We start from the raw sequence: 21157 nt of genomic DNA, 5'->3' as shown, positions 1-21157 counted from the left end.
TAGTCAGTTATGCTTGTCGCTGCACGATCAGATCGGCCAGATCATGCAGGAATTGTGCGTTTGTGCCGAACAGCTGCAAAGCTTCGTGGGCTTTCTGGGAGAGTTGAATGGCTAATTGCCGGGACGCTTCAAGCCCGAGCAGGCTGACATAAGTAGGTTTATTGTCTGCGGCATCTTTTCCTGCTGTTTTGCCCAGTGTGGCAGAATCTGCAGTGGCATCCAGCACATCGTCTACCACCTGGAACGCCAGTCCGATGGCCGCAGCATAAGTATCCAGTGCGGCGGTTTCCTCAGCGCTCAGTAATTTACCGCTCATGGCGCCGAGCAATACGGAAGCGCGCAATAAAGCGCCGGTTTTGAGGCGATGCATCTGTTCCAGCTGCTCCCGGGTCAGCGCCAGTCCGACGCTGGCCAGATCAATCGCCTGTCCGCCGCACATGCCCACGGAACCTGCGGCATGCGCTAGTACGCGAACCATTGCCAGTTTGGCAGCCGGATCGCCATCACCTTCCGACAGCACGAGAAAGGCCTGCGCCTGTAAAGCGTCTCCCACCAGCAAGGCGGTGGCTTCATCGTATTTCACGTGGACGGTTGGTTTGCCGCGCCGCAAAGCGTCATCATCCATGCAAGGCATATCATCATGTACCAGCGAATAAGCGTGGATCATTTCGGTGGCGGCCGCCGCCCGCCGCAACAGATCTTCAGGAGCCTGAAACAGGCGACCCGCCGCAAACACCAGCAGTGGCCGGATGCGCTTGCCGCCATCCAGTGCCGCATAGCGCATGGCATCGTGTAAATGGGCGGGAACGGTGGATGGGGCAGGAATGAATTCCGACAGATCGGTTTCACAACGCTTCTGTGTCTGTTCCATCCAGTTGCGGAATGCATCGCTCATGCGGCGTCCCCATCATTAATCTGGAAAGATTTCAACATCCCTGCGTCCAGGATTTTTACTTGTTGTTCAACCTGCTCAAGTTGTGCAGCACAGAATCGGATCAGTTCTGAGCCACGCTGATACGCCGCCACAGAAGCTTCGATAGGCAGATCACCAGCTTCCATTTTTGTTACCAATTCACTTAACTCTTTCATCGCCGCCTCGAAGGAGGCCGGGGTAGGGATGACTCCTGGCAGGGCAGTGTCAGCGTGTTTTTTAGGCATACCAGTTCTTGTCCATCGTTGTTCAAACGTCGCGCTGAAATGCGCAAAATGCGTTCAACCGGCTATTTTAGAGTAATACGGAAACCTTGAGCGGAAATTGGCGGATATGGAAAGTTAATTCTGTTACAAATGGAAATTATTGTTTCAATCAGGAAAATGTTTATTGAGGACGGGGCATTTTATACTCAAAGAATAGGATAAATTGTGTTCTGAACATTTCCATGTGGAAATTCTGTATGTATAGTTCAAATGCAGCCGCTTTATCCGGTCAGGTGCGGGTTCATGCAAAGAAAGCAAAATTCTGTTTTGATCGGAAGCGGAGGGCAGAACGTACCTCTGTTGTTCGTTGTCAGCACAGAGCCAGTATTGCAGAAATTTCTTCTAAAATTAATAGATCGTCATCATGAACAGCCCTAAAAAACAACAGATCTTGCCGGAGACTGCGTCTGCAGGCGCCGGAGAGGTGTTGTCCGGGCTGGTTCCGGCCGCAATGCAGCCGGTATTGGCGCAACTGGATGCTTTTTCCGGCAGATTGTCGAATGCGATGCTGGCCTTATCTGAGCAAAGCATGGATTCGCGCGAGGCAAATCTGAGCTTTCAGGCCGGGCAGTTGCTAAAAAGAAATTCCTATGCTTTTTATCATCTTGCGGCGAAAGAGCTGGAAACTGCTTTTAGCAACGATATACAGGTTTTGCTGTGTACCGGAAAGCTGGCGTCTGCCTGTGCTGGAGGGGATGATCAGGATCTGAGTCTGGTCAGTTATGAGGAAATGGATAAGAAGCTGACGTTCAGCCGCATCAGTCGTACCATCGAGCTTGATAACGCAGAACAATACGCTGCGCTGAATATGCGTTTATCCCATGTGCTGGGTAGAGATACACTCAGCATTGCTCAGAATCCGTTCCGCCCTGATATCGTATTACAGGCTTTGTACAATGCCTGGTGTCAGTTTGAACCGGAAGAAAATACGCATGAGCTGATTTTGCCTTTACTGAGTGCCGATATCCTGTTTGATCTTGCGCCGGTTTTGTATGAATTAAACTTGGTTCTGGTTGGAAAGGGCATATTGCCTGATTTGCAGGAGTCTTACCGGATCAGGCAGAATTTGGTCAAAAAAACGCGTCCGGCGTCGCCTGGGCGGGAAAATTGCCAGCCAGACAGTAGTGGGAATAGTTTAGGTCTGCAGCAAAAGCTGGATCGTTATTTTTCCGGAGGACGTTCCGCAGCGCCACCGGGAGTTTATGCGGCAAGCGGTCAGGATCATGCAGCACCGCAACTGCAGTCGTACGCGCAGCCTGCTACAGGCTATCAGTCATCTGCATCCCCCGCACAATCGGCGTTTTTTCAGCATCTGGCAGGTTTGCAGCACAGTCTCAAGCTCCACCAACTGATGGCAGAGGCAAAGGATATTCTGCGCTTGTCGCAAATCCGCGAGTATTTCCCGGAAATGGCCAGCAGCGGTGTGGAAAAGCATACTGTTGATTTGCTGGCGCAAGTCTTTGATCATGTGTTCCGGAATAGCGCGATCCCACAACCGGTCAAGGAGCTGATTTCAGTGCTTCAGGTACCGGTACTGAAAGCAGCGTTGATCGATCAGGGTTTCTTTTTTAAGGAACAACATCCCGCACGCCGGTTGATTGACTTGCTGTCGCGTTACAGCCCGACCCTGGATCAGAGTAAGGGGCAAGATGATCCGCTGTTCCAGGCGATGCAGAAAAATGTACAGCGGATTTCCAAAGAATTCAATGAGGAAATTGCCTTATTTGATGAGGTGGTGACGGATCTCGAAAACTTTATTGCAAAACAAGAGACTGCCGAGGCGGAGGCTTTGCAGACACCGATTCAGCATGCGTTACTCAAAGAAAAAATCAAACAAGCCAGCATGACGGCCAACAATGAAGTCGCATTACGCATCGGCACCGGAGAGGTGGTCGCGTTTGTGGAGGCGTTTCTGGAAAACCGCTGGATCAAGGTGTTGACGCTCGCATATAGCGTACAGGAAGAGAAGCCGCATGCTGTCGAAGATGCACTGCGTACTATGGATGACCTGATCTGGAGTGTCAAGCCGAAAATCACTTTGCAGGAAAGACAGGAATTATTGAATCGTTTACCCGCGATTCTGGCGCGGCTGAATAAATGGCTGAGCCTGATTAAGTGGCAGGATGAAGACCGTGTACGTTTTTTTGCAGAACTGGCGGAATGCCATGCGTCCATTGTCCGGGCGCCACTGGAACTGTCGCCCGATAAACAGCTGGAGCTGGCGGTGGAAGCGGCCCAGCAGGCTGCCGAACGGCGGCTGCAAAAACGTGCGGAAGCAGAGAAAAAAGCAGCACAACAAGTCAGTGAAGACGATGACGAGTCGAGCAGACAGGTTCACCAGCTCGAACGCGGTATCTGGATTAATTACATCCCAGTGACAGGGCAAGAGTCAATCCGGGTGCGGCTGGCATGGGTCAGTCCGATGCGCAGTCTGTATATTTTCACTTCCAGCCAGAAAGAGAAAAGTTTTTCTATTCCCGTTACAGAGCTGGAGCAGGCCTTCCGCGAACAGCGGGCACAGGTGCTGAATCTGGATAAAGTGATGAATCAGGCTTTGCTGGAAGCGCTCGAAACCATGCCAGAATCTACGCCCGATACGGTTGCGCCAGTTGCAGACGATCAGGTTGCCAGCGCAGCCTGATCTACCCGGTTATTGTGTATTTCCTTCATACGCTGCCAGACGGCGCTGTTCCTGCGGACTGAAATAGCGATCCCGTATCTGTTGCAGGCCGGTCAGTTGTGCCGAATCTGTCGTGTTTCCGGCATGGCTGAGCAATAGCTGACGCTGTTCGAGATATATGCGGATCCGGGTTTTCCATTCTGCGGCTTCCCGGTCGACTGCCGTCAGACGCTCCGCTGCTTCAGGTGTGGTGTTTTGCGCGCGCCAGCGATAGATATCGTCTTCACTGGCCCCCTGATTGCGCATTTGCTGCACCTGTTCTTCCAGCCGGATAACCTGATAAGGTGCCTGCCTGGCTGCCCGCAGTTCAGGGTTCATCGCATCGTCCAGTGCCTGCAGGCGTGCTTTTTTCTGTTCTGCGTTTAGTGCGGTGTCCTGGCTGATTTCCAGTCTTGCCAGTGCATCCTGATCGTATGCATCATCAAAACTGAACAGCGCCTGATTTTCCGCCGCATTGAAATACTCCAGCCGCAAAGCCTGCATTTTTTGCCAGCGCTGGCGGATTGCGGCCAGCTGATTGCCCGCTATGCTGATATCGGCAGAGCCATGTAGCTCAAGGTCAGCCAGCGCCTGTTTATAAGCAAGGTAATGATCCAGTAAGCGCATGGCCTGTCCTGCTGCATGAATCGATAATTTTTGTCGCAGTACCTGCTCAATCTGCTTCCGGATATCGGGCAATTCTTTTTCGCCGACCGCCGACAGATAGTAATCAAACAGCAGTCGTAAATCCTGCGTAATGATCAGGTCGCCCTGATCGGTCTGCGTAGCGTCACCGTCCGTGTTGCTGCCTGTCATGGACCGGACAAAAGAAAAAGAAATGTCTCCGGTAGTGAGCCTGACCGGAGTGTGGGTATCCTGCAATGGCAGGCTGTTGGTTAAGAAAAAAGCGCAGATAAAACCTGAGAGCACGCATGCAACAGCCACATTTTTCTTTTTCATCTGACCGGCCTCCGACTTTGACAGATACATTATGCTGGAAATGAAATGATGCGCTTTCAGAGACCGCTGTTTTTCAGGCGATTTGCATGTTGCCTGAAAATGGTCACCGGATTGGTTTCGAAAATATTCACCAGCCCGATAGTCTGATTGACTTCATCCAGATGATTCATGGCGTAGTCATCACGGATCACCTGACCCAGATGAGTCGAGCAACTCGATACCAGTCCATCATTTTTCTGCCCGCCAAATACCAGAGACGTCAGCGCGAGTGCCGGATCGGCAATGTCGAACAGATTGGTATAGGCCTGTGCACCGCTCCAGGAGTAATAGGCTACGCCATTCACCTGATACGCACCTTCGCCGCAGGCAGTGGTTGGTATACCCTCGGGATAAGCGTTGTTGAATTTGAGCGAGCCGGCGGTGCTCAGCGAGTTAGCTGCGGCCAGTGCATCCTGCGACAGACTGGGTTGTCCGGACAAAAAGCTGATCAGTTGTGCCAGACCATTGCTGACTGCAACCAGTATGCTGTTCGACAAAGATCCTGGCGGCGCAATACCCAGCAAGACATCGGCCACGCTGGAGCCGCGGTTCACGCCACCGACGGAAGTGACAGAGGCAACCAGATCAGGCCTGACTGAGGCGACATACCGCGCCGTCGGGCCACCGTGGCTGTGGCCGATCAGATTGACTTTGGTCGCACCAGTGACCGCGAGTATCTGCTGAATCTGCGTCAGCAATTGTTCGCCGCGCACTTCGGTGCTGTTGGCGGCGGCAACCTGTGTCACATACACGCTGGCACCATCAGCACGCAAGGCAGAAGGAATACCGTACCAGTATTCAACCGGTCCGATATTGTCAAAGCCGAATAAGCCATGTACCAGCACAATCGGGTAGCGGGTCTGTGTATAGCCGACGGCGGACGCCGTGCCGGTACAGATAAAGCAGGTGAGCCATATCGCCAGGAGTTGCCTGAGCAATTGCCTGATTCTGGTTTGGTTCATTGTGATTCCTTATGAAAAAAGTTAAGTCAAATGAAGCAGAAATCAATCAAAAATGCGTCAAGGAGGATGTCGATGAAGGAGCCGGCAACCTGTCAACTTGTGGTTCGTCAGATGCGTTGGCCAGATGCAGGCTAGTGATTGTCAGCAACCGTGGCAAGCTGCTGTGCAGCATAAAAAAAGCACGGATCTGAGGCCGTGATGAGCAGAAATTTGTGGTTCAAAAACAGAAATTTCCCGGCTGTCATAGGGGAGATGGCGTTCTGCTAAAAAGAAGCTGAAAACAGAATAAATCAGATAAATGAATTAGATGATTTTTACTAAAAAGCAGAACTGTTGTTTGTACGTGTCTGGTGCGGGATGGTGAAACTTGCCTAAGGAATTGATTTTTCTCAGTAATTATCCTTTTTTAAGGCGAAATCTGAGGGAGTCGGGTATAATTCGCGGTTCTGTCCAAAATTTCCTCTTCAAGGCGTTTGATCGTTTGAATTTCCGGCCACCAGGCTTTACTGGCTGGAAACAGGTTTTTGTGGATTCTTTCTCTCTTAGGTTGGTGCAAATTAATTTGGGGGTGGGGATGTCCGATCTGGCTTCTTTGTCTACACTGGCGCGTTCTGACGCGCAACTTCCGGTTCAGGTTTATTTTGATGAAGCGTTATTAGAACGCGAAATAAAAGATCTGTTCCAGGCTGGCCCTCGCTATGTGGGTCATGAACTGATGGTGCCGAATGTGGGGGATTTCGCCACACTGGCTTCCGAAAATGAAGGCCGCATGCTGGTTCGCAGCGCTCAGGGAATTGAGCTGATGTCGAACGTCTGTCGCCATCGTCAGGCTTTAATGTTTAATGGCCGCGGCAATGCGAATAATATCGTATGTCCGCTGCATCGCTGGACGTATGATCTGAAAGGTGAACTGATCGGTGCGCCGCATTTTGCCGATACGCCTTGCATGAATCTGAAGCGCACGCCGCTGCAAAACTGGAATGGCCTGTTATTCGAGCAGAATGGTTACAATGTCATGGAGCGCATGTCGCAACTGACCGTGACCCGCGATCTCGACTTTACGGGATACATGCTCGATCACGTTGAAGTGCATGACTGTGATTACAACTGGAAAACCTTTATCGAGGTTTATCTGGAAGATTATCACGTCGAGCCTTTCCATCCCGGTCTGGGCAGCTTCGTCACATGCGATGATCTGCGCTGGGAATTCGGCGATGATTACAGCGTCCAGACCGTCGGCGTCAATCACGGTTTGCTGAAGTCTGGTTCGGAAAAATACCGGCGCTGGCAGGAACAGGTGCTGAAATTCCGCAATGGCGAACCGCCTCAATACGGTGCGATCTGGCTGACCTTGTATCCGAATATCATGGTGGAATGGTATCCGCATGTGCTGGTGGTCTCGACCTTATGGCCGACTGAAACCGGCAAGACCCGCAATGTGGTCGAATTTTATTATCCGGAAGAAATCGTGCTGTTTGAGCGTGAATTCATCGAAGCCGAGCGCGCCGCTTACATGGAAACTTGCATCGAGGATGATGAGATCGGCATACGCATGGATGCTGGCCGTAAAATCCTGCTGGACCGTGGCGAGAATGAAGTAGGTCCGTATCAGTCGCCGATGGAAGATGGCATGCAGCATTTTCATGAATGGTACCGGCGCAGAATGGTATTCTGATCCGGTCTGGTCAGATCACGAAGGGGAGGCAGATGGCCTCCCTTCTTTTTGGAAATTTTGGATTGGAAGTGTTGATGCAGTCTTTGTGGATGCTGGTTGCGAGTTTTCTGTTTTCGATCATGGGTGTTTGTGTCAAGCTGGCATCGGTTGATTATTCAACTTCGGAAATCGTCGCCTATCGTGGCGTGATCGGCATGTTGATGATCCTGGCGTTGATACGCTGGCAAGGCGGCAGTCTGAAAACCGGAATGGCAGGTCATCACCTGTGGCGCGGCAGCGTCGGCGTCAGTGCCTTATGGTTATGGTTTTATGCGATTGGGCAATTGCCGCTGGCAATGGCGGTGACGCTGAATTATATGTCGCCAATCTGGATCGCCGCTATTCTGCTGGTGAGCGCCTGGTGGCGCAGGCAGCGCAATATGGACTGGCGCCTGATGGCTGCGATTATCATGGGGTTTGGCGGTGTGGTCTTGTTGCTGCGGCCAAGCATACATGCAGACCAGTGGATCGGCGGAGTGGTTGCTTTGGTGTCCGGCATACTGGCAGCGCTGGCGTATTTGCAGGTACGGCAAATGGGGTTGATGGGAGAGCCGGAATACCGCGTGGTGTTTTATTTCTCCATGAGTTGTGCGGTCGCCGGTGTGATTGGGACGGCGCTGTTTCCGCCCACCCCGGCTGGTCAGCCTGTCTGGCATCCGGTGAATCTGCATGGCGCGTTGCTGCTGCTGACGATCGGGCTGACGGCAGCCAGCGCGCAGATGGCCATGACACGCGCTTACCGGCTGGGGAATACCTTACTGACAGCCAATCTGCAGTATGCGGGGATTGTCTTTTCCAGCTGCTGGGATGTCTTTTTGTGGAACGAGCATCTGGCCTGGCTGAGCTGGTGCGGGATCGTCATCATTCTATTGAGTGGACTGATTGCCAGCTTTTATAATGCCAGAAACCAGCAGCGACCCGCTTCTGACCCGATCACCTCTGAATAAAAGGAGATAAGCATGTGGACTACGTTAATCAGCGTCGCCGACCTGGTACGGCATCAGCAGGATCGCAATCAGGTGATTCTGGATTGCCGGCATGATCTGGGCAATCCGCAGGCTGGCAGGGAGGCTTACGCGCAAGGGCATTTGCCGGGTGCTTTGTTCGTGCATCTGGATGAGCAACTGTCTGCCTGCAGCCGGGATCATGATGGTATATTCCGCGGCCGCCATCCTTTGCCTGATCAGCAAACGTTTATCCAGACTCTGCGTTCGCTGGGAATCAGTGATGACACTCAGGTGATTGCCTATGATGCGCATGGCGGCATGTTTGCGGCACGCCTGTGGTGGATGTTGCGCTGGGTCGGGCATGAGGCGGTCGCGGTACTCGATGGCGGTATTACCGCCTGGACCGCGGCAGGACTGCCGCTGTCAACGGACCTCAGCATCCCTTCAGCCGGGACGATTTCGCAGCATCCGCCCCTGACTGTGCAGGTCAGTATCGGAGATGTGTTGGAAAATCTGTCCAGTGCCGCCATGACGCTGGTGGATGCGCGGGCAGCAGACCGTTATCGCGGAGAAAATGAAACGATCGATCCGGTGGGTGGCCATATTCCCGGTGCGCTGAATCGGTTTTTCAAAGACAATCTGCAGCCGGACGGTACATTCAAATCACCTCTCCAGCTGAGTCAGGAATGGTCGCAACTGGTGGCGGATCCGGCCAGAGCGATTATGCAATGCGGCTCTGGTGTGACGGCCTGCCACAATCTGCTGGCGCTGGAAGTGGCCGGTTTATGCGGTGCTGCCCTGTACCCCGGTTCATGGAGCGAGTGGTGCGCCGATCCGGCGCGTCCGGTTGCGCGATAAGTGCTTGCTGGTCGAAGTCTGAATGCCTGTGGATGGTCAGCACAGCATTGCGCCGTACTATTGCCTTGATGTTGGCAGCGGCTTAAGCTTAATGATGCCGTGTGACGAACAGCACCAGCATGATGCCGAGTGCGATCAGCAGGACTTGCGGTACTGTTTCCCGCAGGGTGGCGCGCCGCTGCATTTGCGGCATCAGATCGCTGACGGCGATATAAATAAAGCCGGATGAGGCAAACACCAGCACATACGGAATCATGCCGCTGGCTTTTTCGAGTGTGAAATATCCCAGGATGCCGCCGATGACCCCCAGCAGGCTGCAGGCCAGATTGTACAGATAAGCGCGCATACGGCTGAATCCGGCATTCAGCAGCACAATAAAATCACCGATTTCCTGAGGAATTTCGTGCGCAATGATTGCCAGCGCCGTGACTAGCCCGAGCTCCGGATTGGCGAGGAAGGCGGCGGCAATCAGGATGCCGTCGGTGAAATTATGCATGCCGTCACCGACCAGAATCATCCATCCGGCTTTACCCGCTTCATGCGCATCATGACCATGTTCATGGTGGTGGCCATCGCCCTCATGGTGATGAGAGTGCCGCAGAATCGCCATCTTCTCCAGCAGGAAGAATGCGAGCAGCCCGCCCAGCAGGCAGGCAAACAGGGTGCGGGTATCCGCCTGTGATTCAAACGCTTCCGGCAAAGCGTGCAGTAAGGAAGTCGACAGCATGATGCCGACCGACAGACTGACCATGCGTTCGACAATGCGGGTCAGGAAGGAATAGGAAAAAACAGCCGCAGCAGAAATGCTGAGTACACCCGCGATGGCGGTGGTAAAAATAATAGACAGCAATGTGGAATGAATTTTAAAACCTCAGATTTGCAACATGGTTGCAAATTAAAACATATTGCCGGGTTTTCTGCAAACCGCCTGCAGGTATGACCGTATCCACCGGAATTTTGCGCCGGAAGAATACGGTCAGGCAGCAGACTCAGATGACCTGATGTGCTTTAAACCATGCCAGACAGCGCGCCCAGCCATCTTTGGCATCCGCTTCGACATAGCTGGGACGGTAATCGGCATGGAATGCGTGGCCCGAGTTTTCATAAATCCTGAACTCAGAATGGCTGTTACCCTTTGCCAGCGCCGACTGCATCTTCTGGACAGACTCAACGCTGATACCGGTGTCTTTGGCACCGTACAGTCCCAGGATCGGCACAGTGAGTGTTGGTGCGATATCAATCGGATTGGTCGGGGATAAGGCATTTGGCTGATCAATCAGCCGACCATACCAGGCGACGCCGGCTTTTACCGAAGGATTATGCGCCGCATACATCCAGGTGATGCGTCCACCCCAGCAGAATCCGGTAATGCCCAGACGTGTGATATCGCCGCCGTGCTGGCCGGCCCAGGCGACGACGGCATCCAGGTCACTCATCACCTGCGCATCAGGCACTTTGGAAATCACTTCTTTAATCAGTTCTGCAATCGAACTATATTTACCGGCGTCCCCCTGACGGATAAATAATTCCGGTGCCAGTGCCAGATAACCCTGTTTTGCAAAACGGCGCGCCACATCCGAGATATGCTCATGAACGCCAAATATTTCAGAGACCACCAGAATCACCGGCAGATTACTTTTACCTTCCGGCTGGGCATAGTAGAGCGGTACTTTCTGGCCATGAATATCCAGTGAGATCACACCGGCGGTCAAGCCAGTGGCATCAGTTTTGATCACGCTTTGCGCAAACACGGGGAGCGTTGCAGCCGCAAAGCCGACGCCGACCGCTGTCTGGATAAAATTTCTGCGATTGATACCTTCATCAATATCCGAATGGCCGATCAGGCTGCGGCAGTCTTTCTCAAGTTGCATGGCTTTCTCCGTAGGGATGGGGTGGGGAGTGAAGGCTGGAAACCGACTGGCAGCCTCAGAAAATATATTAACCTGAAACAGAGAATTATTCTGTCGCTGCGAAAGCGTAGCTGAACCACGTCTGAATGAGCTGAAAGCGGGTAATGTGGCGACATCAAATAATGTTTTTAACTAAAGCGCAATTCTGTTTTAAGGAAAGTATCGAATTATTCAACAATAGTTGAAAATCATTTCATCCGAGCGCCATGAAAACTGTCTCGCTTCCTGTCGTACTATCCCCGCCATAGCGCCAACTGTGCGCAAAAGCTTTTAAAACAATGGAGATAGAAATGGTCTGGAGTCAGGTTTATGACCCGCTAGGCAATATATGGTTGTCCGCCCTGATGGCGGCGATACCGGTGGTTGTGATGCTGGGATGTATTGCATTTGGGCACATGAAGGCGCATTACGCTGCCGGGCTGGGGCTGGCGAGCGCGCTGGCGGTGTCGATTTTCGGTTTCGGCATGCCTGCCGGGCTGGCATGGAATGCGGCGGGTTTCGGCGCAGCATTTGGTCTGTTGCCGATAGGCTGGATCGTTCTGAATATTATTTTCCTGCACCAGCTGACCATAGAAAATGGTTCGTTTTCAGTATTGCAGGACAGCCTGACCGGCATCACCGATGATCGCCGCATACAGTTATTGCTGATCGCTTTTTGCTTCGGTGCTTTCTTTGAAGGTGCTGCTGGTTTCGGTACGCCGGTGGCGGTGACTGCCGCGATCATGATCGGTCTGGGATTTTCTCCGCTGGCGGCATCCGGCCTGTGTCTGATCGCCAATACTGCACCGGTGGCGTATGGCGCGCTCGGCACACCGGTGATTGCGCTGGCCGCTGTGACTGGCATCGATCTGATGCAATTGTCCGGCATGATCGGTCGCCAATTACCCTTATTTTCTTTGCTGGTGCCATTCTGGCTGATCTGGGCGTTTGCCGGTTTCCGCGGTATGCTGCAAATCTGGCCAGCGATTCTGGTGGCCGGGCTGAGTTTCGCGATTCCGCAATATCTTGTATCGAACTACCATGGTCCGTGGCTGGTGGACGTGGTGGCGGCGATTGTGTCCATGATCAGCCTGATCCTGTTCCTGAAAGTCTGGAAACCGAAAAAAATCTGGACATCGACTTCCCTCAAAGGTCATGAAACGGATTCTGGCGAGCCTGATCTGGAAAGCGAAAAACCGCATGGCCATGAAGCCGATGCTGCGGCAGCGATTTTCAAAAAACACGATACCCGCGCGCTGGTGCTGGCTTGGATGCCGTGGGTGATCTTAACGACGCTGGTATTTGTCTGGGGCGTTCCGGAATTCAAAAAATGGGTCGATGGTATTTCTGTGTTCAAGATTCCATTTACCGGCTTGCATAATCTGGTGGAAAAAGTCGCCCCTGTCGTCGCCAAGCCGCATACAGAACCAGCGGTGTACACGCTGAACTGGTTGTCGGCCACTGGTTCCGGGATTTTCCTGGCATCGGTCATCAGCGGCCTGCTGATGAAATACAAAATCATTGATTTGGTCAAAATCTATTTCCGTACGATCTGGCTGGTACGGTATTCCCTGCTGACCATCGTGCTGATGCTGGCGCTGGGTTATCTGACGCGCTATTCCGGCACCGATGCGACACTCGGTCTGGTGTTTGCACATGCCGGCACCTTCTACCCGATCTTCGGTACTCTGCTCGGCTGGCTCGGTGTGGCGCTGACCGGCTCGGATACGGCAGCCAATGTGCTGTTTGGCGGCCTGCAAAAAACCACGGCAGAGCAATTGGGTTTAAGCCCTGTACTGATGGCCGCCGCCAACAGTTCGGGCGGTGTCATGGGCAAGATGGTCGATGCGCAGAGTATCGTGGTCGCCAGTACCGCGACACGCTGGTATGGACATGAAGGCACGATTCTGCGGTTCGTGTTTTTCCACAGTCTGGCGCTGGCGGTGCTGGTTGGCTTCTTCGTGTTTATGCAAGCCTACGTTGCGCCATTTACTTCATTAGTGCATTAAAAACGCGACATAAACGACAGGGACAATTTCTCCTGTCGTATAAGAAAAATTCCTGCCACAGTGCGCTGTGAGCAGGGATTTTTTTAGTGTTCGGCTGTTTTCTGAGAATGGCAATACGGCGTCAGATCAATGCTGTCGGCCGTCTGCGGCAGGCTGACTTTCCCTGCTGGCAGCAAGTGCGCAAAGCTGTGCATGACTTCTTCTTCGCCATGCACCAGGAACGTCTGTCTGGCGTGCGTATGCTGATGCCAGGCGAGTAATTCATCACGGTCGGCGTGGGCTGAAAATCCGTTGATCGTATGGATGCCAGCCCTGACCGCAATCTCTTCACCAAGCACCCGCACTGTACGGGCACCGTCGATAATTTCCCTTGCCAGCGTTCCCTGGGCGGCGAAACCGACGAAGACGATGCTGGCGTTTTGCCGCCACAGATGATGCTTCAGATGATGGCGGATGCGGCCGCCGGTACACATACCCGCGCCCGCCATGATGACGGCGCCACCGGAAAAGCGGTTGATCGCCATACTGTCTGTCACATCGCGTGTGAAATGCAGACCCGGCAGATCGAAAGGATCGTGCTCGTTGCTGAACATGGCGGCGGTTTCCGCGTCGTAACAGCCGGTATGCTGGCGGAAAATCTCCGTTGCCGAGATCGCCATCGGTGAATCCAGAAATACTTGCATGGAACGCGACAAGATGTGTTTCTCCACGCCTTCACGCAGGTAATACAGCAACTCTTGCGCACGTTCCAGCGCGAAGGTCGGAATCACGACATTGCCGCCATGCCGGAAGGTTTCTGTAATCACCTGATACAGTTCCTCGATCGACAGATCGAGTGGCTTGTGCAGACGGTCGCCATACGTGGTTTCCATCACCACCACATCGGCTTTCGGCGGTGTCGCCGGATTGCGCAGCAGCTTTCTGCCGTTGCTGCCGATATCACCGGAAAAAACGACGCGGCATTTTTTGCCATCTTCCGTCAGATTCAACACGACAGACGATGAACCCAGAATATGGCCGGCATCGATAAACGTGGCAGTGATGCCGGGCGCGATCAGCAGTTCCTGATCGTAATGCACCATCTGGTTAAAATGATCCAGCGTATGCAGCACATCATGCGTGTTGTACAGCGCTTCCATGTGCTTGTCGTTGCCGCGCCGCGCATTTTTCTTGTTCTGATAGTCGGCTTCCGATTCCTGCAGATGCGCAGAATCGAGCAGCACGATGCGCGCCAGATCACGGGTCGCCGCGGTGGCGATGATGTTGCCGCGAAATCCGCGTCGCACCAGCAAAGGCAGGCGACCGCAATGATCCAGATGCGCATGCGTCAGCAACACGTAATCGATCGACGCCGCATCGAAGCCGAATGCATCGGCATTTTCTTCATTCAGATTACGGCTGCCCTGATACATGCCGCAGTCAATCAGTATGCGCACACCGTCGCATTCGAGCAGATGGCAAGAGCCGGTCACACCAAGATCGGCACCATGAAATGACAGTTTCAATTGAATTTCCTCACTGAATAATCAGGGCATGGCGCTGACTGCCGCTTCGCCCGAAGCGTCAAGTATAGCCAGAGTGATGCCATACAGATAGCAGGCGCAGCGCCAGGCATTGAGAATGCCGCATTGAATGCACGCTTGCTGAGGCAGCGCAAACTTTGTGCACCGCTTGCTCAGCATTGGCGCTGATGATAACAGCGTGCTTGCGTCGTCTGATAACCAGAAAACCATATACTCCCCCCATTTTTAATGGAAATCACCTTCACCTCAACAAGAATAAAGGGGCTTTAAAGATACTGGGGGGAGTATATTTATGCCGTTTGAGGGGCTTTTGAGGCAGGACGGGGCAATGAGGCAAATGGTAAGGAACTTTGCCGTTAAAGACTGGCAAGAAGCAATTCGCAAATTTGCTTTGTTTATTGAGTTTAATGTGACGACAGGGAGTCGCTAAAAATGAAAAAAGCAATAAACATTAGCTGCTTAATAGAGAGAGTGATATTGTTAATTTTGCATTCGACTGTTAACTTTTCACTATTTCACATTAAATAGAAACCAGAGGCTCTATGTCCCCCAAAGTTTTTGTTAGTCATGCCAGCGAAGACAAAGATAGATTTGTACTTCGGTTCTCAGAGCGCCTTCGTCAAAATGGTATTGATGCTTGGTTAGATAAATGGGAAATGCTTCCAGGGGATAGTCTCGTAGACAAAATATTTGAGGAGGGAATAAAGGAGGCAAGGGCTATTATCATCGTCCTATCAAAGTTCAGTGTAGAAAAGCCGTGGGTAAGAGAGGAACTTAACGCTGCTTTTGTTAAGAGGATCAACAACGGCAGCAAGCTTATTCCAATTGTTATCGACGATTGCGAAGTCCCAGAGGCACTTAAAAGTACGTTGTGGGAATCTATCACTGATCTATCAGCTTATGACTCAAGCTTTGATCGTGTCGTTGCCTCGATCTATGGTGCCAATGACAAACCACCCATTGGACATCCACCTGAATACGTCCAGTCGTTTGCTCAATCCATCGGAGAGCTAAATAACATTGATAGTCTTGTACTTCGTTTGTCTTGCGAAGAGGTTTTAAATACAAAAGACGTTTTCGTTGATCCAGAACACATCTTTTTTAAAGATGGCAAACCAATTGTGCCAGAAGAAGAACTGATCGATTCCTTAGAAATTCTTGATAACAGTGGTTATATTGACTTTCTACGATTACTGAGCGGCGGTGTTCCTTCGTATCAAATAACCACTTTGGGCTTGACTTATACGCAAAAGCAGCTATTCCCGACTATCACCGTAAGATTGAAGCGGTAGTCTCCGCCATAGTGAACGAGAAGCTGACAAGTAACGCTGAAATTCAGGAGCTAATTAGCGAAAACATAGTAATTGTTGACTATATACTCAACTTACTTGAAGAGAACGGTCATATAAAACAAGCAAAAATGGTTAGTGGGCTATCTCGTATTTTTAATGTGTCGCCCTCTTTGAAACGAGCACTCAGTGGAGGCTAGATTTCTATAACAAGCAAGTTATAGTTCCGCTTCGCCCTCTGTCTTGGGTTAATACCTTTTTTTCATGCATCTGTTGCTCGTCACGCTGATCAGTTCAATAAAAAATCCCCGGCAAATCTAACGATGTGCCGGGGATTTTTTATTGGGTAGAAATTTATTCCGGTTGCAGATAAAACGCATCCGGTAATTGCGCGCCGGCGGTGGTGGTTTTGATGTCGCCTTTGGTGTTGGTCAGCACGACTTCGAGTTCGGGGCCACCGAGTTCGATGATGACTTGTCGGCAGGCGCCACACGGTGCGATCGGGCCGTCGGTGTCACCAGTGACGGCGATTTGTTGAAAATCACCGGGGCGATAGCCCGCGGCGACGGCACTGAACAGGGCGGTGCGTTCGGCGCAGTTGCACAGGCCGTACGATGCATTTTCCACATTGCAGCCGTGGAAAACTTTGCCGTCTTTGGTCAGTACTGCCGCGCCGACTTTGAATTTGGAATACGGTGCATAGGCGCGTTCGCGCGCCAGTTTGGCTTCAATGATTAGTTGCTCAGTGTTCATAATTTCTCCATGAGGACTTACGCAAAGCCGCCCCAGCGGCGTTATGGCTCCTAGCCGTACATTCGTACTGTCTTCGTCGCCAAGCCTTGCTGGTACAACTTTGCGTCAGTCCTGTCTATTTAAAAAGGCATGCTTACCAGCATGCCTTTCTTGTTCACGTTCATCCCTGATATCTGCTGCGCTTATTTTCTGCACTTCAGCGCATTGTTGCCCTGACAGGTGCAGCAGTATTGAGAGTTTATTTTTTGACGCCCAGTTCGCGCAAACGTTCCTGCAGGTAGCTGCCGGATGTGTGACGTTCAGACAGGACGACGTCTGGACGCGGATGCAGGAACAGTGGCAGCGAAATACGGGATTTCTTCGCTTCTTCGCCGGTCGGGTTCAGCACGCGGTGAATGGTCGAAGGGTAATAACCTTGTGAGGCTTCATCGAGCATGTCACCGATGTTGACGATCAGCATGCCAAAGTCGCACGGCACGTCATGCCAGGTATTGTCTTTGCCCAATACCTGCAAACCAGCCTGCGTCGCGGCTGGCAGCACGGTCAGCAGATTGATGTCGCCATGTGCTGCAGCCCGCACTGCATCTGGCTCTTCATCGCCGGTCAGCGGTGGATAGTGCAGCACGCGCAGCAGGGTCAGATCGCTGTCGGTGATCATGTCAGACAAGGGCATGGAATATTTGGCCTTGATGTCTGCCGGTGTGTAATCTTCGACCCATTGCAGCAATTCGGTCGCGAGTTTGTTGCCGTGTTCGTAGTATTCCAGCGCAGCTTTAGACACCTCGGATGGATATTGTCCCCACGGGTAGACGTGGTAAAACTCTTTCAGGTCGCGCTTGGCATAACCCTTGGCGGTTTCGGAAATTTTCGGCGAGAAATAGCCGTCCATTTTTTCCGTAAAGGTGTATTTGTTTTTCGCATCCGTCTGAAAGAACTCATACCATTCCTGATAAATGGTATTGAGCAGATTTTGCGATAAAGGATGATTGGTCAGTACGCCAAAGCCGGTGTTGTGCAGGCTTTCGGTGAATTTGCGTGCCGCATCCGGATCACGGTAATCAACTGGTTGTATCAGCATGACGGTTCCCCTTATTTTGCCAGTGCTGGTTTCAGCCAGTCGCCGGACAAGGTCTGGTCGATTAATTTAGCGCAGGCGTCGGCATCGACTTTCATGCAGACGCGGGTTTCTGGTTTGCTGGCTTCCCAACCTGCTTGCGGGTAAGGAATCGCCAGTTTTGCCATCATGGTCTGACCATTGCCGATGCCTTCTTTGGCAACGCGCACGCGACCGTTTTGCGTTTCGAAGATTTCCGGCGCGACCAGCCAGACAAAGGCCAGCACATCGTGACCGTAGCAGGCGTGACCGAGGTCAGGGCGTATGCTTTGGTAGAAGTTCGCGTAGAAATTCACTGCGTGCGACAGGGTATCCATCGCGACGTGTTTATGTTGTTCCGCCAGACGCGCAAAGAAGCTGGATGGCAAGACCACGCGGTGAGTCACATCCAGACCCACCATGGTCAGATCCCAGCCTGCGGTGAAGACCAGATCAGCAGCATCCGGATCATTCCAGACATTGGCTTCTGCAACAGGCGAGACATTGCCCGGTTCATCAACAGCACCTGCCATCAGCACGACTTTTTTCAGCAGCTTAGGCAGTTGTGGTTCCATTTTCAGTGCCAGACCCAGATTGCCCAGCGGGCCCACCGCGACCAGTGTGATTTCACCCGGATGCTGACGCGCCATCTTGACGATGAATTCTGCTGCGCTTTCCACTTCCGCTTTACCGCCGACGTCGATACGCGATGGCAGATTGCCGAGGCCATCTGCGCCGTGGATGAAGTCAGGCGGCGTGCCGGCGGCTTTCGCAAACGGCACATTCACACCTTGTGCCACGGGAATAGTGCGGCCTGCGATGCGGGTCAGGTAGAGCGCGTTAGTTGTTGCCTGTTCGACATACACGTTACCGAAGGTGGTGGTGATACCGACGACATCGATATCAGGATGCGCCAGCGCGAAATACAGCGCCATTGCGTCATCTACACCCGGGTCCGTATCGAAAATGACTTTATGTTTTGCTTGCATGGAAATACTCCAGGAATTAACTTCAGCTGGCCATTGAACAGAACCCAGCTTGAAGCAATTTGTTGTGTTTGACCTGGTTCAAGGAGGCCGTAACGTTGTCGATTTAAAAAATAAATCACCGGCAGCCGGCACGGGTCAGCCCCATGCAGTTTGCCAGCAGGTTTTATAGTCTTTTATCTTGACTTTACAAACGGCACGCCTATCGCCTTCGGCGCGACGGATTTCGCCATCAGGCCCGCAAGAACGACGACGGTGACTACATAAGGAATCATCTGTATCAATGATCCCGGTACTTTGCCCAGGCCAGGGAAGACCACGCCTTCGATCTGAACTTGCAGAGCAGCGAAAAAACCGAACATCAGGCAACCGAGCGCTGTTTGCAGCGGCCGCCAGTTACCGAACACCAGCGCAGTCAGCGCCAGATAACCATTACCGGCCGACATATCGCGCAGGAAGAAACCACTTTGTACGATGGACAGATACGCGCCCGAGAATGAACACAGCACACCGGCGCACAGCATCGCCATAAAGCGGGTGCGCTCGACATTAATGCCAGCGGCATCTGCGGCGTGCGGGTTTTCACCGACGGCACGCAGACGCAGGCCGAAACGGGTGTGATACAGGATCCAGTGCACCAGCGGTATCAGGGCAAACGCCAGATATACCAGCGCGCTGTGGCCGCCGATCAGCTTGGTGTAAAACCAGCCGAGAAACGGAATACCTGCCACCGCATCTGAACCCGGCAAAACGATATCAAACAGACGGGCAGAGCCAAGGTCAGGCGTGCGTCCGCCCTGCATGAAGAAAAACTGCGCCAGTACAAAGGTCAGACCGCTCAGGGCGATATTCAACGCAATACCAGCGACCAGCTGGTTACCTTTTTGCGTGATGCTGACGAAGCCCTGCAACAAGGCGATGGCCGCAGAAATGCCGACACCGGCGAGTATGCCGAACCACGGGTTTTGCGTAGCGTATGCGACCGCTGCAGAAACAAAGGCCGCCGCCAGCATCTTGCCTTCGAGTGCCAGATCAACCACGCCGCTGCGTTCGGCAAACAGACCTGCCATCGCTGCAAACATTAATACCGGTGCATTACGGATGGTAGAGACCAGAATGCTGGAAAATTGAAAATCATCAAACATCATTTTTCCTTACGCTTGAGCAAAGCAGAAATCGCCGGGGCATACAGATTTTCCATCGCACCGCAAAACAGAATGATCAGGCCCTGAATGAAAATAAAAGTTTCGGTCGGAATATTCGGTTTTTCCAGCGACAGATCAAAGCCGCCCTGAATCAGCGCGCCGAACAGTATCGATGACAGCAAAATCCCTATCGGATGCTGGCGTCCCATCAGCGCAACGGCGATGCCGATGAAACCGGCGCCGGCAGGGAAATTCAATCCCAGATAATGGGTGGAACCCATCACGGAATTGACGGATGCCAGACCCGCCAGTGCGCCGGAAATCATCATCGCAATGATGATGGTTTTACTGATAGAAATACCGGCATAGTGCGCCGCGTGTTGGTTCAGACCTGTTGCGCGTAATTGATAACCCCAGGTTGTGCGCCACACAGCAATACCGTAAATGAGCAATGCCAGCAAGGCCATGATGAAGCTGATATTCAGCGGTGTTTCACCAAGGATAGGAAGGATGCCATTCAGTTTAGGCAGCCATGCACTGTCGGCAAAGACCCGGCTGGCGGTGTTTTGTTCACCGGCAGGAATCAGAAAGCTGACGATGATGTAATTCATCAGGCTGGCGGCGATGAAGTTGAACATGATGGTGGTGACGACGACGTGGCTGCCACGCTTTGCCTGCAGATAGCCAGGTAAAAAAGCCCATGCCGCACCGAAAATCGCGCTGCCTGCTATTGCCAGCGGTATCAACAGCCATGTCGGTAAGCTGGCATCAAAAGCCAGCAATACCAGTGTCAGCCCGAGACCGCCCAGATACATCTGACCCTCGCTGCCGATATTGAATAAGCCCGCTTGCATCGCAATTGACACCGACAATCCGGTGAAGATGAATGTGGTGGCGTAGAACAGGGTGTAACCCATTCCTTCAGGATTGAAAACAGCGGCATTCAGCAGTATGCCCAGCGACTCCAGCGGGCTTTCACCCAGCAGATAAATCACACCCGCTGCGACTAGCAGGGCAGACAGCAAATTCAGTAAAGGCAGGGCAAAGGCGGTGGCCCAGCGGGGAAGATCGGCTTGATTCATACGTGGTTCGTCGCTTGTTTGTTCGCTTATATTCGGTTTTTGACAGGCTGCT

At 52.5% G+C, this 21157-nt stretch carries 19 protein-coding genes; 7 read left to right on the top strand and 12 right to left on the bottom strand.

Annotated features, from left to right (window positions below):
* Positions 1-7: 7 nt before the first annotated feature.
* Together HV832_RS12185 and HV832_RS12180 are read right to left on the bottom strand one after the other, a co-directional pair.
* Positions 8-895: a polyprenyl synthetase family protein gene (locus HV832_RS12185; protein WP_176804116.1), complete on the bottom strand. Its 888-nt coding sequence runs from the start codon at positions 893-895 to the stop codon at positions 8-10.
* Positions 892-1158, bottom strand: a complete 267-nt coding sequence (locus HV832_RS12180; protein ID WP_176804115.1) for an exodeoxyribonuclease VII small subunit — start codon at positions 1156-1158, stop codon at positions 892-894. The genes HV832_RS12185 and HV832_RS12180 overlap by 4 nt, the downstream gene beginning before the upstream one ends.
* Before the next feature lie 403 nt (positions 1159-1561).
* Here HV832_RS12180 and HV832_RS12175 point away from each other — a divergent pair, with 403 nt between their 5' ends.
* The gene (locus HV832_RS12175; RefSeq protein WP_176804114.1) at positions 1562-3838 is read left to right on the top strand and encodes a DUF1631 family protein; all 2277 of its coding nucleotides are present in this window, start codon (positions 1562-1564) and stop codon (positions 3836-3838) included.
* A 9-nt stretch (positions 3839-3847) separates the two neighbouring features.
* Here HV832_RS12175 and HV832_RS12170 read toward each other — a convergent pair whose 3' ends face one another.
* On the bottom strand, positions 3848-4816 hold the full coding sequence (locus HV832_RS12170) for a lipase secretion chaperone (protein WP_176804113.1): 969 nt from the start codon (positions 4814-4816) through the stop codon (positions 3848-3850).
* Positions 4817-4872: 56 nt separating this feature from the next.
* The gene (locus HV832_RS12165; protein ID WP_176804112.1) at positions 4873-5817 is read right to left on the bottom strand and encodes a lipase family alpha/beta hydrolase; all 945 of its coding nucleotides are present in this window, start codon (positions 5815-5817) and stop codon (positions 4873-4875) included.
* A gap of 11 nt (positions 5818-5828) precedes the next feature.
* Between HV832_RS12165 and HV832_RS12160 the strand changes: the two genes are divergently transcribed.
* From HV832_RS12160 to HV832_RS12145, 4 genes are all read left to right on the top strand, one after another.
* On the top strand, positions 5829-6008 hold the full coding sequence (locus HV832_RS12160; protein WP_176804111.1) for a hypothetical protein: 180 nt from the start codon (positions 5829-5831) through the stop codon (positions 6006-6008).
* Positions 6009-6391: 383 nt separating this feature from the next.
* A complete protein-coding gene (locus tag HV832_RS12155; RefSeq protein WP_176804110.1) occupies positions 6392-7492 on the top strand; it encodes an aromatic ring-hydroxylating oxygenase subunit alpha in 1101 nt (366 codons plus the stop codon).
* Positions 7493-7566: 74 nt separating this feature from the next.
* Positions 7567-8478, top strand: coding sequence for a DMT family transporter (locus HV832_RS12150; RefSeq protein ID WP_176804302.1), 912 nt, complete (start codon positions 7567-7569; stop codon positions 8476-8478).
* 12 nt (positions 8479-8490) lie between these two features.
* Positions 8491-9336 carry a sulfurtransferase gene (locus HV832_RS12145; protein ID WP_176804109.1) on the top strand — a complete coding sequence of 282 codons (846 nt, stop codon included), beginning with the start codon at positions 8491-8493 and terminating at the stop codon, positions 9334-9336.
* 88 nt (positions 9337-9424) lie between these two features.
* Here the strand turns inward: HV832_RS12145 and HV832_RS12140 are convergent, their stop codons facing one another.
* Positions 9425-10186 (bottom strand): ZIP family metal transporter, encoded by a 762-nt coding sequence (locus tag HV832_RS12140; protein ID WP_218132036.1) that lies wholly within the window; start codon positions 10184-10186, stop codon positions 9425-9427.
* Positions 10187-10325: 139 nt separating this feature from the next.
* Positions 10326-11207, bottom strand: a complete 882-nt coding sequence (locus HV832_RS12135; protein ID WP_176804108.1) for a dienelactone hydrolase family protein — start codon at positions 11205-11207, stop codon at positions 10326-10328.
* A gap of 329 nt (positions 11208-11536) precedes the next feature.
* Here HV832_RS12135 and HV832_RS12130 point away from each other — a divergent pair, with 329 nt between their 5' ends.
* Complete coding sequence (locus HV832_RS12130) at positions 11537-13234, top strand: L-lactate permease (protein ID WP_176804107.1); 1698 nt, start codon at positions 11537-11539, stop codon at positions 13232-13234.
* An 83-nt stretch (positions 13235-13317) separates the two neighbouring features.
* Here the strand turns inward: HV832_RS12130 and HV832_RS12125 are convergent, their stop codons facing one another.
* The gene (locus HV832_RS12125) at positions 13318-14739 is read right to left on the bottom strand and encodes an MBL fold metallo-hydrolase RNA specificity domain-containing protein (RefSeq protein ID WP_176804106.1); all 1422 of its coding nucleotides are present in this window, start codon (positions 14737-14739) and stop codon (positions 13318-13320) included.
* 560 nt (positions 14740-15299) lie between these two features.
* Between HV832_RS12125 and HV832_RS12120 the strand changes: the two genes are divergently transcribed.
* Positions 15300-16049, top strand: a complete 750-nt coding sequence (locus HV832_RS12120; RefSeq protein ID WP_218132035.1) for a toll/interleukin-1 receptor domain-containing protein — start codon at positions 15300-15302, stop codon at positions 16047-16049.
* A 351-nt stretch (positions 16050-16400) separates the two neighbouring features.
* Here HV832_RS12120 and HV832_RS12115 read toward each other — a convergent pair whose 3' ends face one another.
* From HV832_RS12115 to HV832_RS12095, 5 genes are all read right to left on the bottom strand, one after another.
* Complete coding sequence (locus HV832_RS12115; RefSeq protein ID WP_176804105.1) at positions 16401-16799, bottom strand: cytidine deaminase; 399 nt, start codon at positions 16797-16799, stop codon at positions 16401-16403.
* Between the two features lie 238 nt (positions 16800-17037).
* Positions 17038-17877 (bottom strand): isopenicillin N synthase family dioxygenase, encoded by an 840-nt coding sequence (locus tag HV832_RS12110; protein WP_176804104.1) that lies wholly within the window; start codon positions 17875-17877, stop codon positions 17038-17040.
* Between the two features lie 11 nt (positions 17878-17888).
* The gene (locus HV832_RS12105) at positions 17889-18881 is read right to left on the bottom strand and encodes a nucleoside hydrolase (RefSeq protein WP_176804103.1); all 993 of its coding nucleotides are present in this window, start codon (positions 18879-18881) and stop codon (positions 17889-17891) included.
* Positions 18882-19054: 173 nt separating this feature from the next.
* A complete protein-coding gene (locus tag HV832_RS12100) occupies positions 19055-20026 on the bottom strand; it encodes an ABC transporter permease (RefSeq protein ID WP_176804102.1) in 972 nt (323 codons plus the stop codon).
* The gene (locus tag HV832_RS12095; protein WP_176804101.1) at positions 20023-21105 is read right to left on the bottom strand and encodes an ABC transporter permease; all 1083 of its coding nucleotides are present in this window, start codon (positions 21103-21105) and stop codon (positions 20023-20025) included. The genes HV832_RS12100 and HV832_RS12095 overlap by 4 nt, the downstream gene beginning before the upstream one ends.
* Positions 21106-21157 lie beyond the last annotated feature (52 nt).

This window comes from Cognatundibacterium oligocarboniphilum (genome assembly GCF_013377855.1).
GTDB lineage: Bacteria > Pseudomonadota > Gammaproteobacteria > Burkholderiales > Burkholderiaceae_D > Undibacterium > Undibacterium oligocarboniphilum.
Note: the sequence above shows the minus strand (reverse complement) of the source record. Positions and strands in the feature narration are given on the sequence as shown.

Excerpts from the sequence above, each read along its gene's own strand:
- HV832_RS12105 (WP_176804103.1), bottom strand. The coding sequence starts at position 18,881 with ATGCAAGCAAAACATAAAGTCATTTTCGATACGGACCCGGGTGTAGAT.
- HV832_RS12120 (WP_218132035.1), top strand. The coding sequence starts at position 15,300 with ATGTCCCCCAAAGTTTTTGTTAGTCATGCCAGCGAAGACAAAGATAGA.
- HV832_RS12180 (WP_176804115.1), bottom strand. The coding sequence starts at position 1,158 with ATGCCTAAAAAACACGCTGACACTGCCCTGCCAGGAGTCATCCCTACC.
- HV832_RS12115 (WP_176804105.1), bottom strand. The coding sequence starts at position 16,799 with ATGAACACTGAGCAACTAATCATTGAAGCCAAACTGGCGCGCGAACGC.
- HV832_RS12160 (WP_176804111.1), top strand. The coding sequence starts at position 5,829 with ATGAAAAAAGTTAAGTCAAATGAAGCAGAAATCAATCAAAAATGCGTC.
- HV832_RS12110 (WP_176804104.1), bottom strand. The coding sequence starts at position 17,877 with ATGCTGATACAACCAGTTGATTACCGTGATCCGGATGCGGCACGCAAA.
- HV832_RS12185 (WP_176804116.1), bottom strand. The coding sequence starts at position 895 with ATGAGCGATGCATTCCGCAACTGGATGGAACAGACACAGAAGCGTTGT.
- HV832_RS12165 (WP_176804112.1), bottom strand. The coding sequence starts at position 5,817 with ATGAACCAAACCAGAATCAGGCAATTGCTCAGGCAACTCCTGGCGATA.
- HV832_RS12155 (WP_176804110.1), top strand. The coding sequence starts at position 6,392 with ATGTCCGATCTGGCTTCTTTGTCTACACTGGCGCGTTCTGACGCGCAA.
- HV832_RS12175 (WP_176804114.1), top strand. The coding sequence starts at position 1,562 with ATGAACAGCCCTAAAAAACAACAGATCTTGCCGGAGACTGCGTCTGCA.
- HV832_RS12100 (WP_176804102.1), bottom strand. The coding sequence starts at position 20,026 with ATGATGTTTGATGATTTTCAATTTTCCAGCATTCTGGTCTCTACCATC.
- HV832_RS12170 (WP_176804113.1), bottom strand. The coding sequence starts at position 4,816 with ATGAAAAAGAAAAATGTGGCTGTTGCATGCGTGCTCTCAGGTTTTATC.
- HV832_RS12095 (WP_176804101.1), bottom strand. The coding sequence starts at position 21,105 with ATGAATCAAGCCGATCTTCCCCGCTGGGCCACCGCCTTTGCCCTGCCT.
- HV832_RS12130 (WP_176804107.1), top strand. The coding sequence starts at position 11,537 with ATGGTCTGGAGTCAGGTTTATGACCCGCTAGGCAATATATGGTTGTCC.
- HV832_RS12145 (WP_176804109.1), top strand. The coding sequence starts at position 8,491 with ATGTGGACTACGTTAATCAGCGTCGCCGACCTGGTACGGCATCAGCAG.
- HV832_RS12135 (WP_176804108.1), bottom strand. The coding sequence starts at position 11,207 with ATGCAACTTGAGAAAGACTGCCGCAGCCTGATCGGCCATTCGGATATT.
- HV832_RS12150 (WP_176804302.1), top strand. The coding sequence starts at position 7,567 with ATGCAGTCTTTGTGGATGCTGGTTGCGAGTTTTCTGTTTTCGATCATG.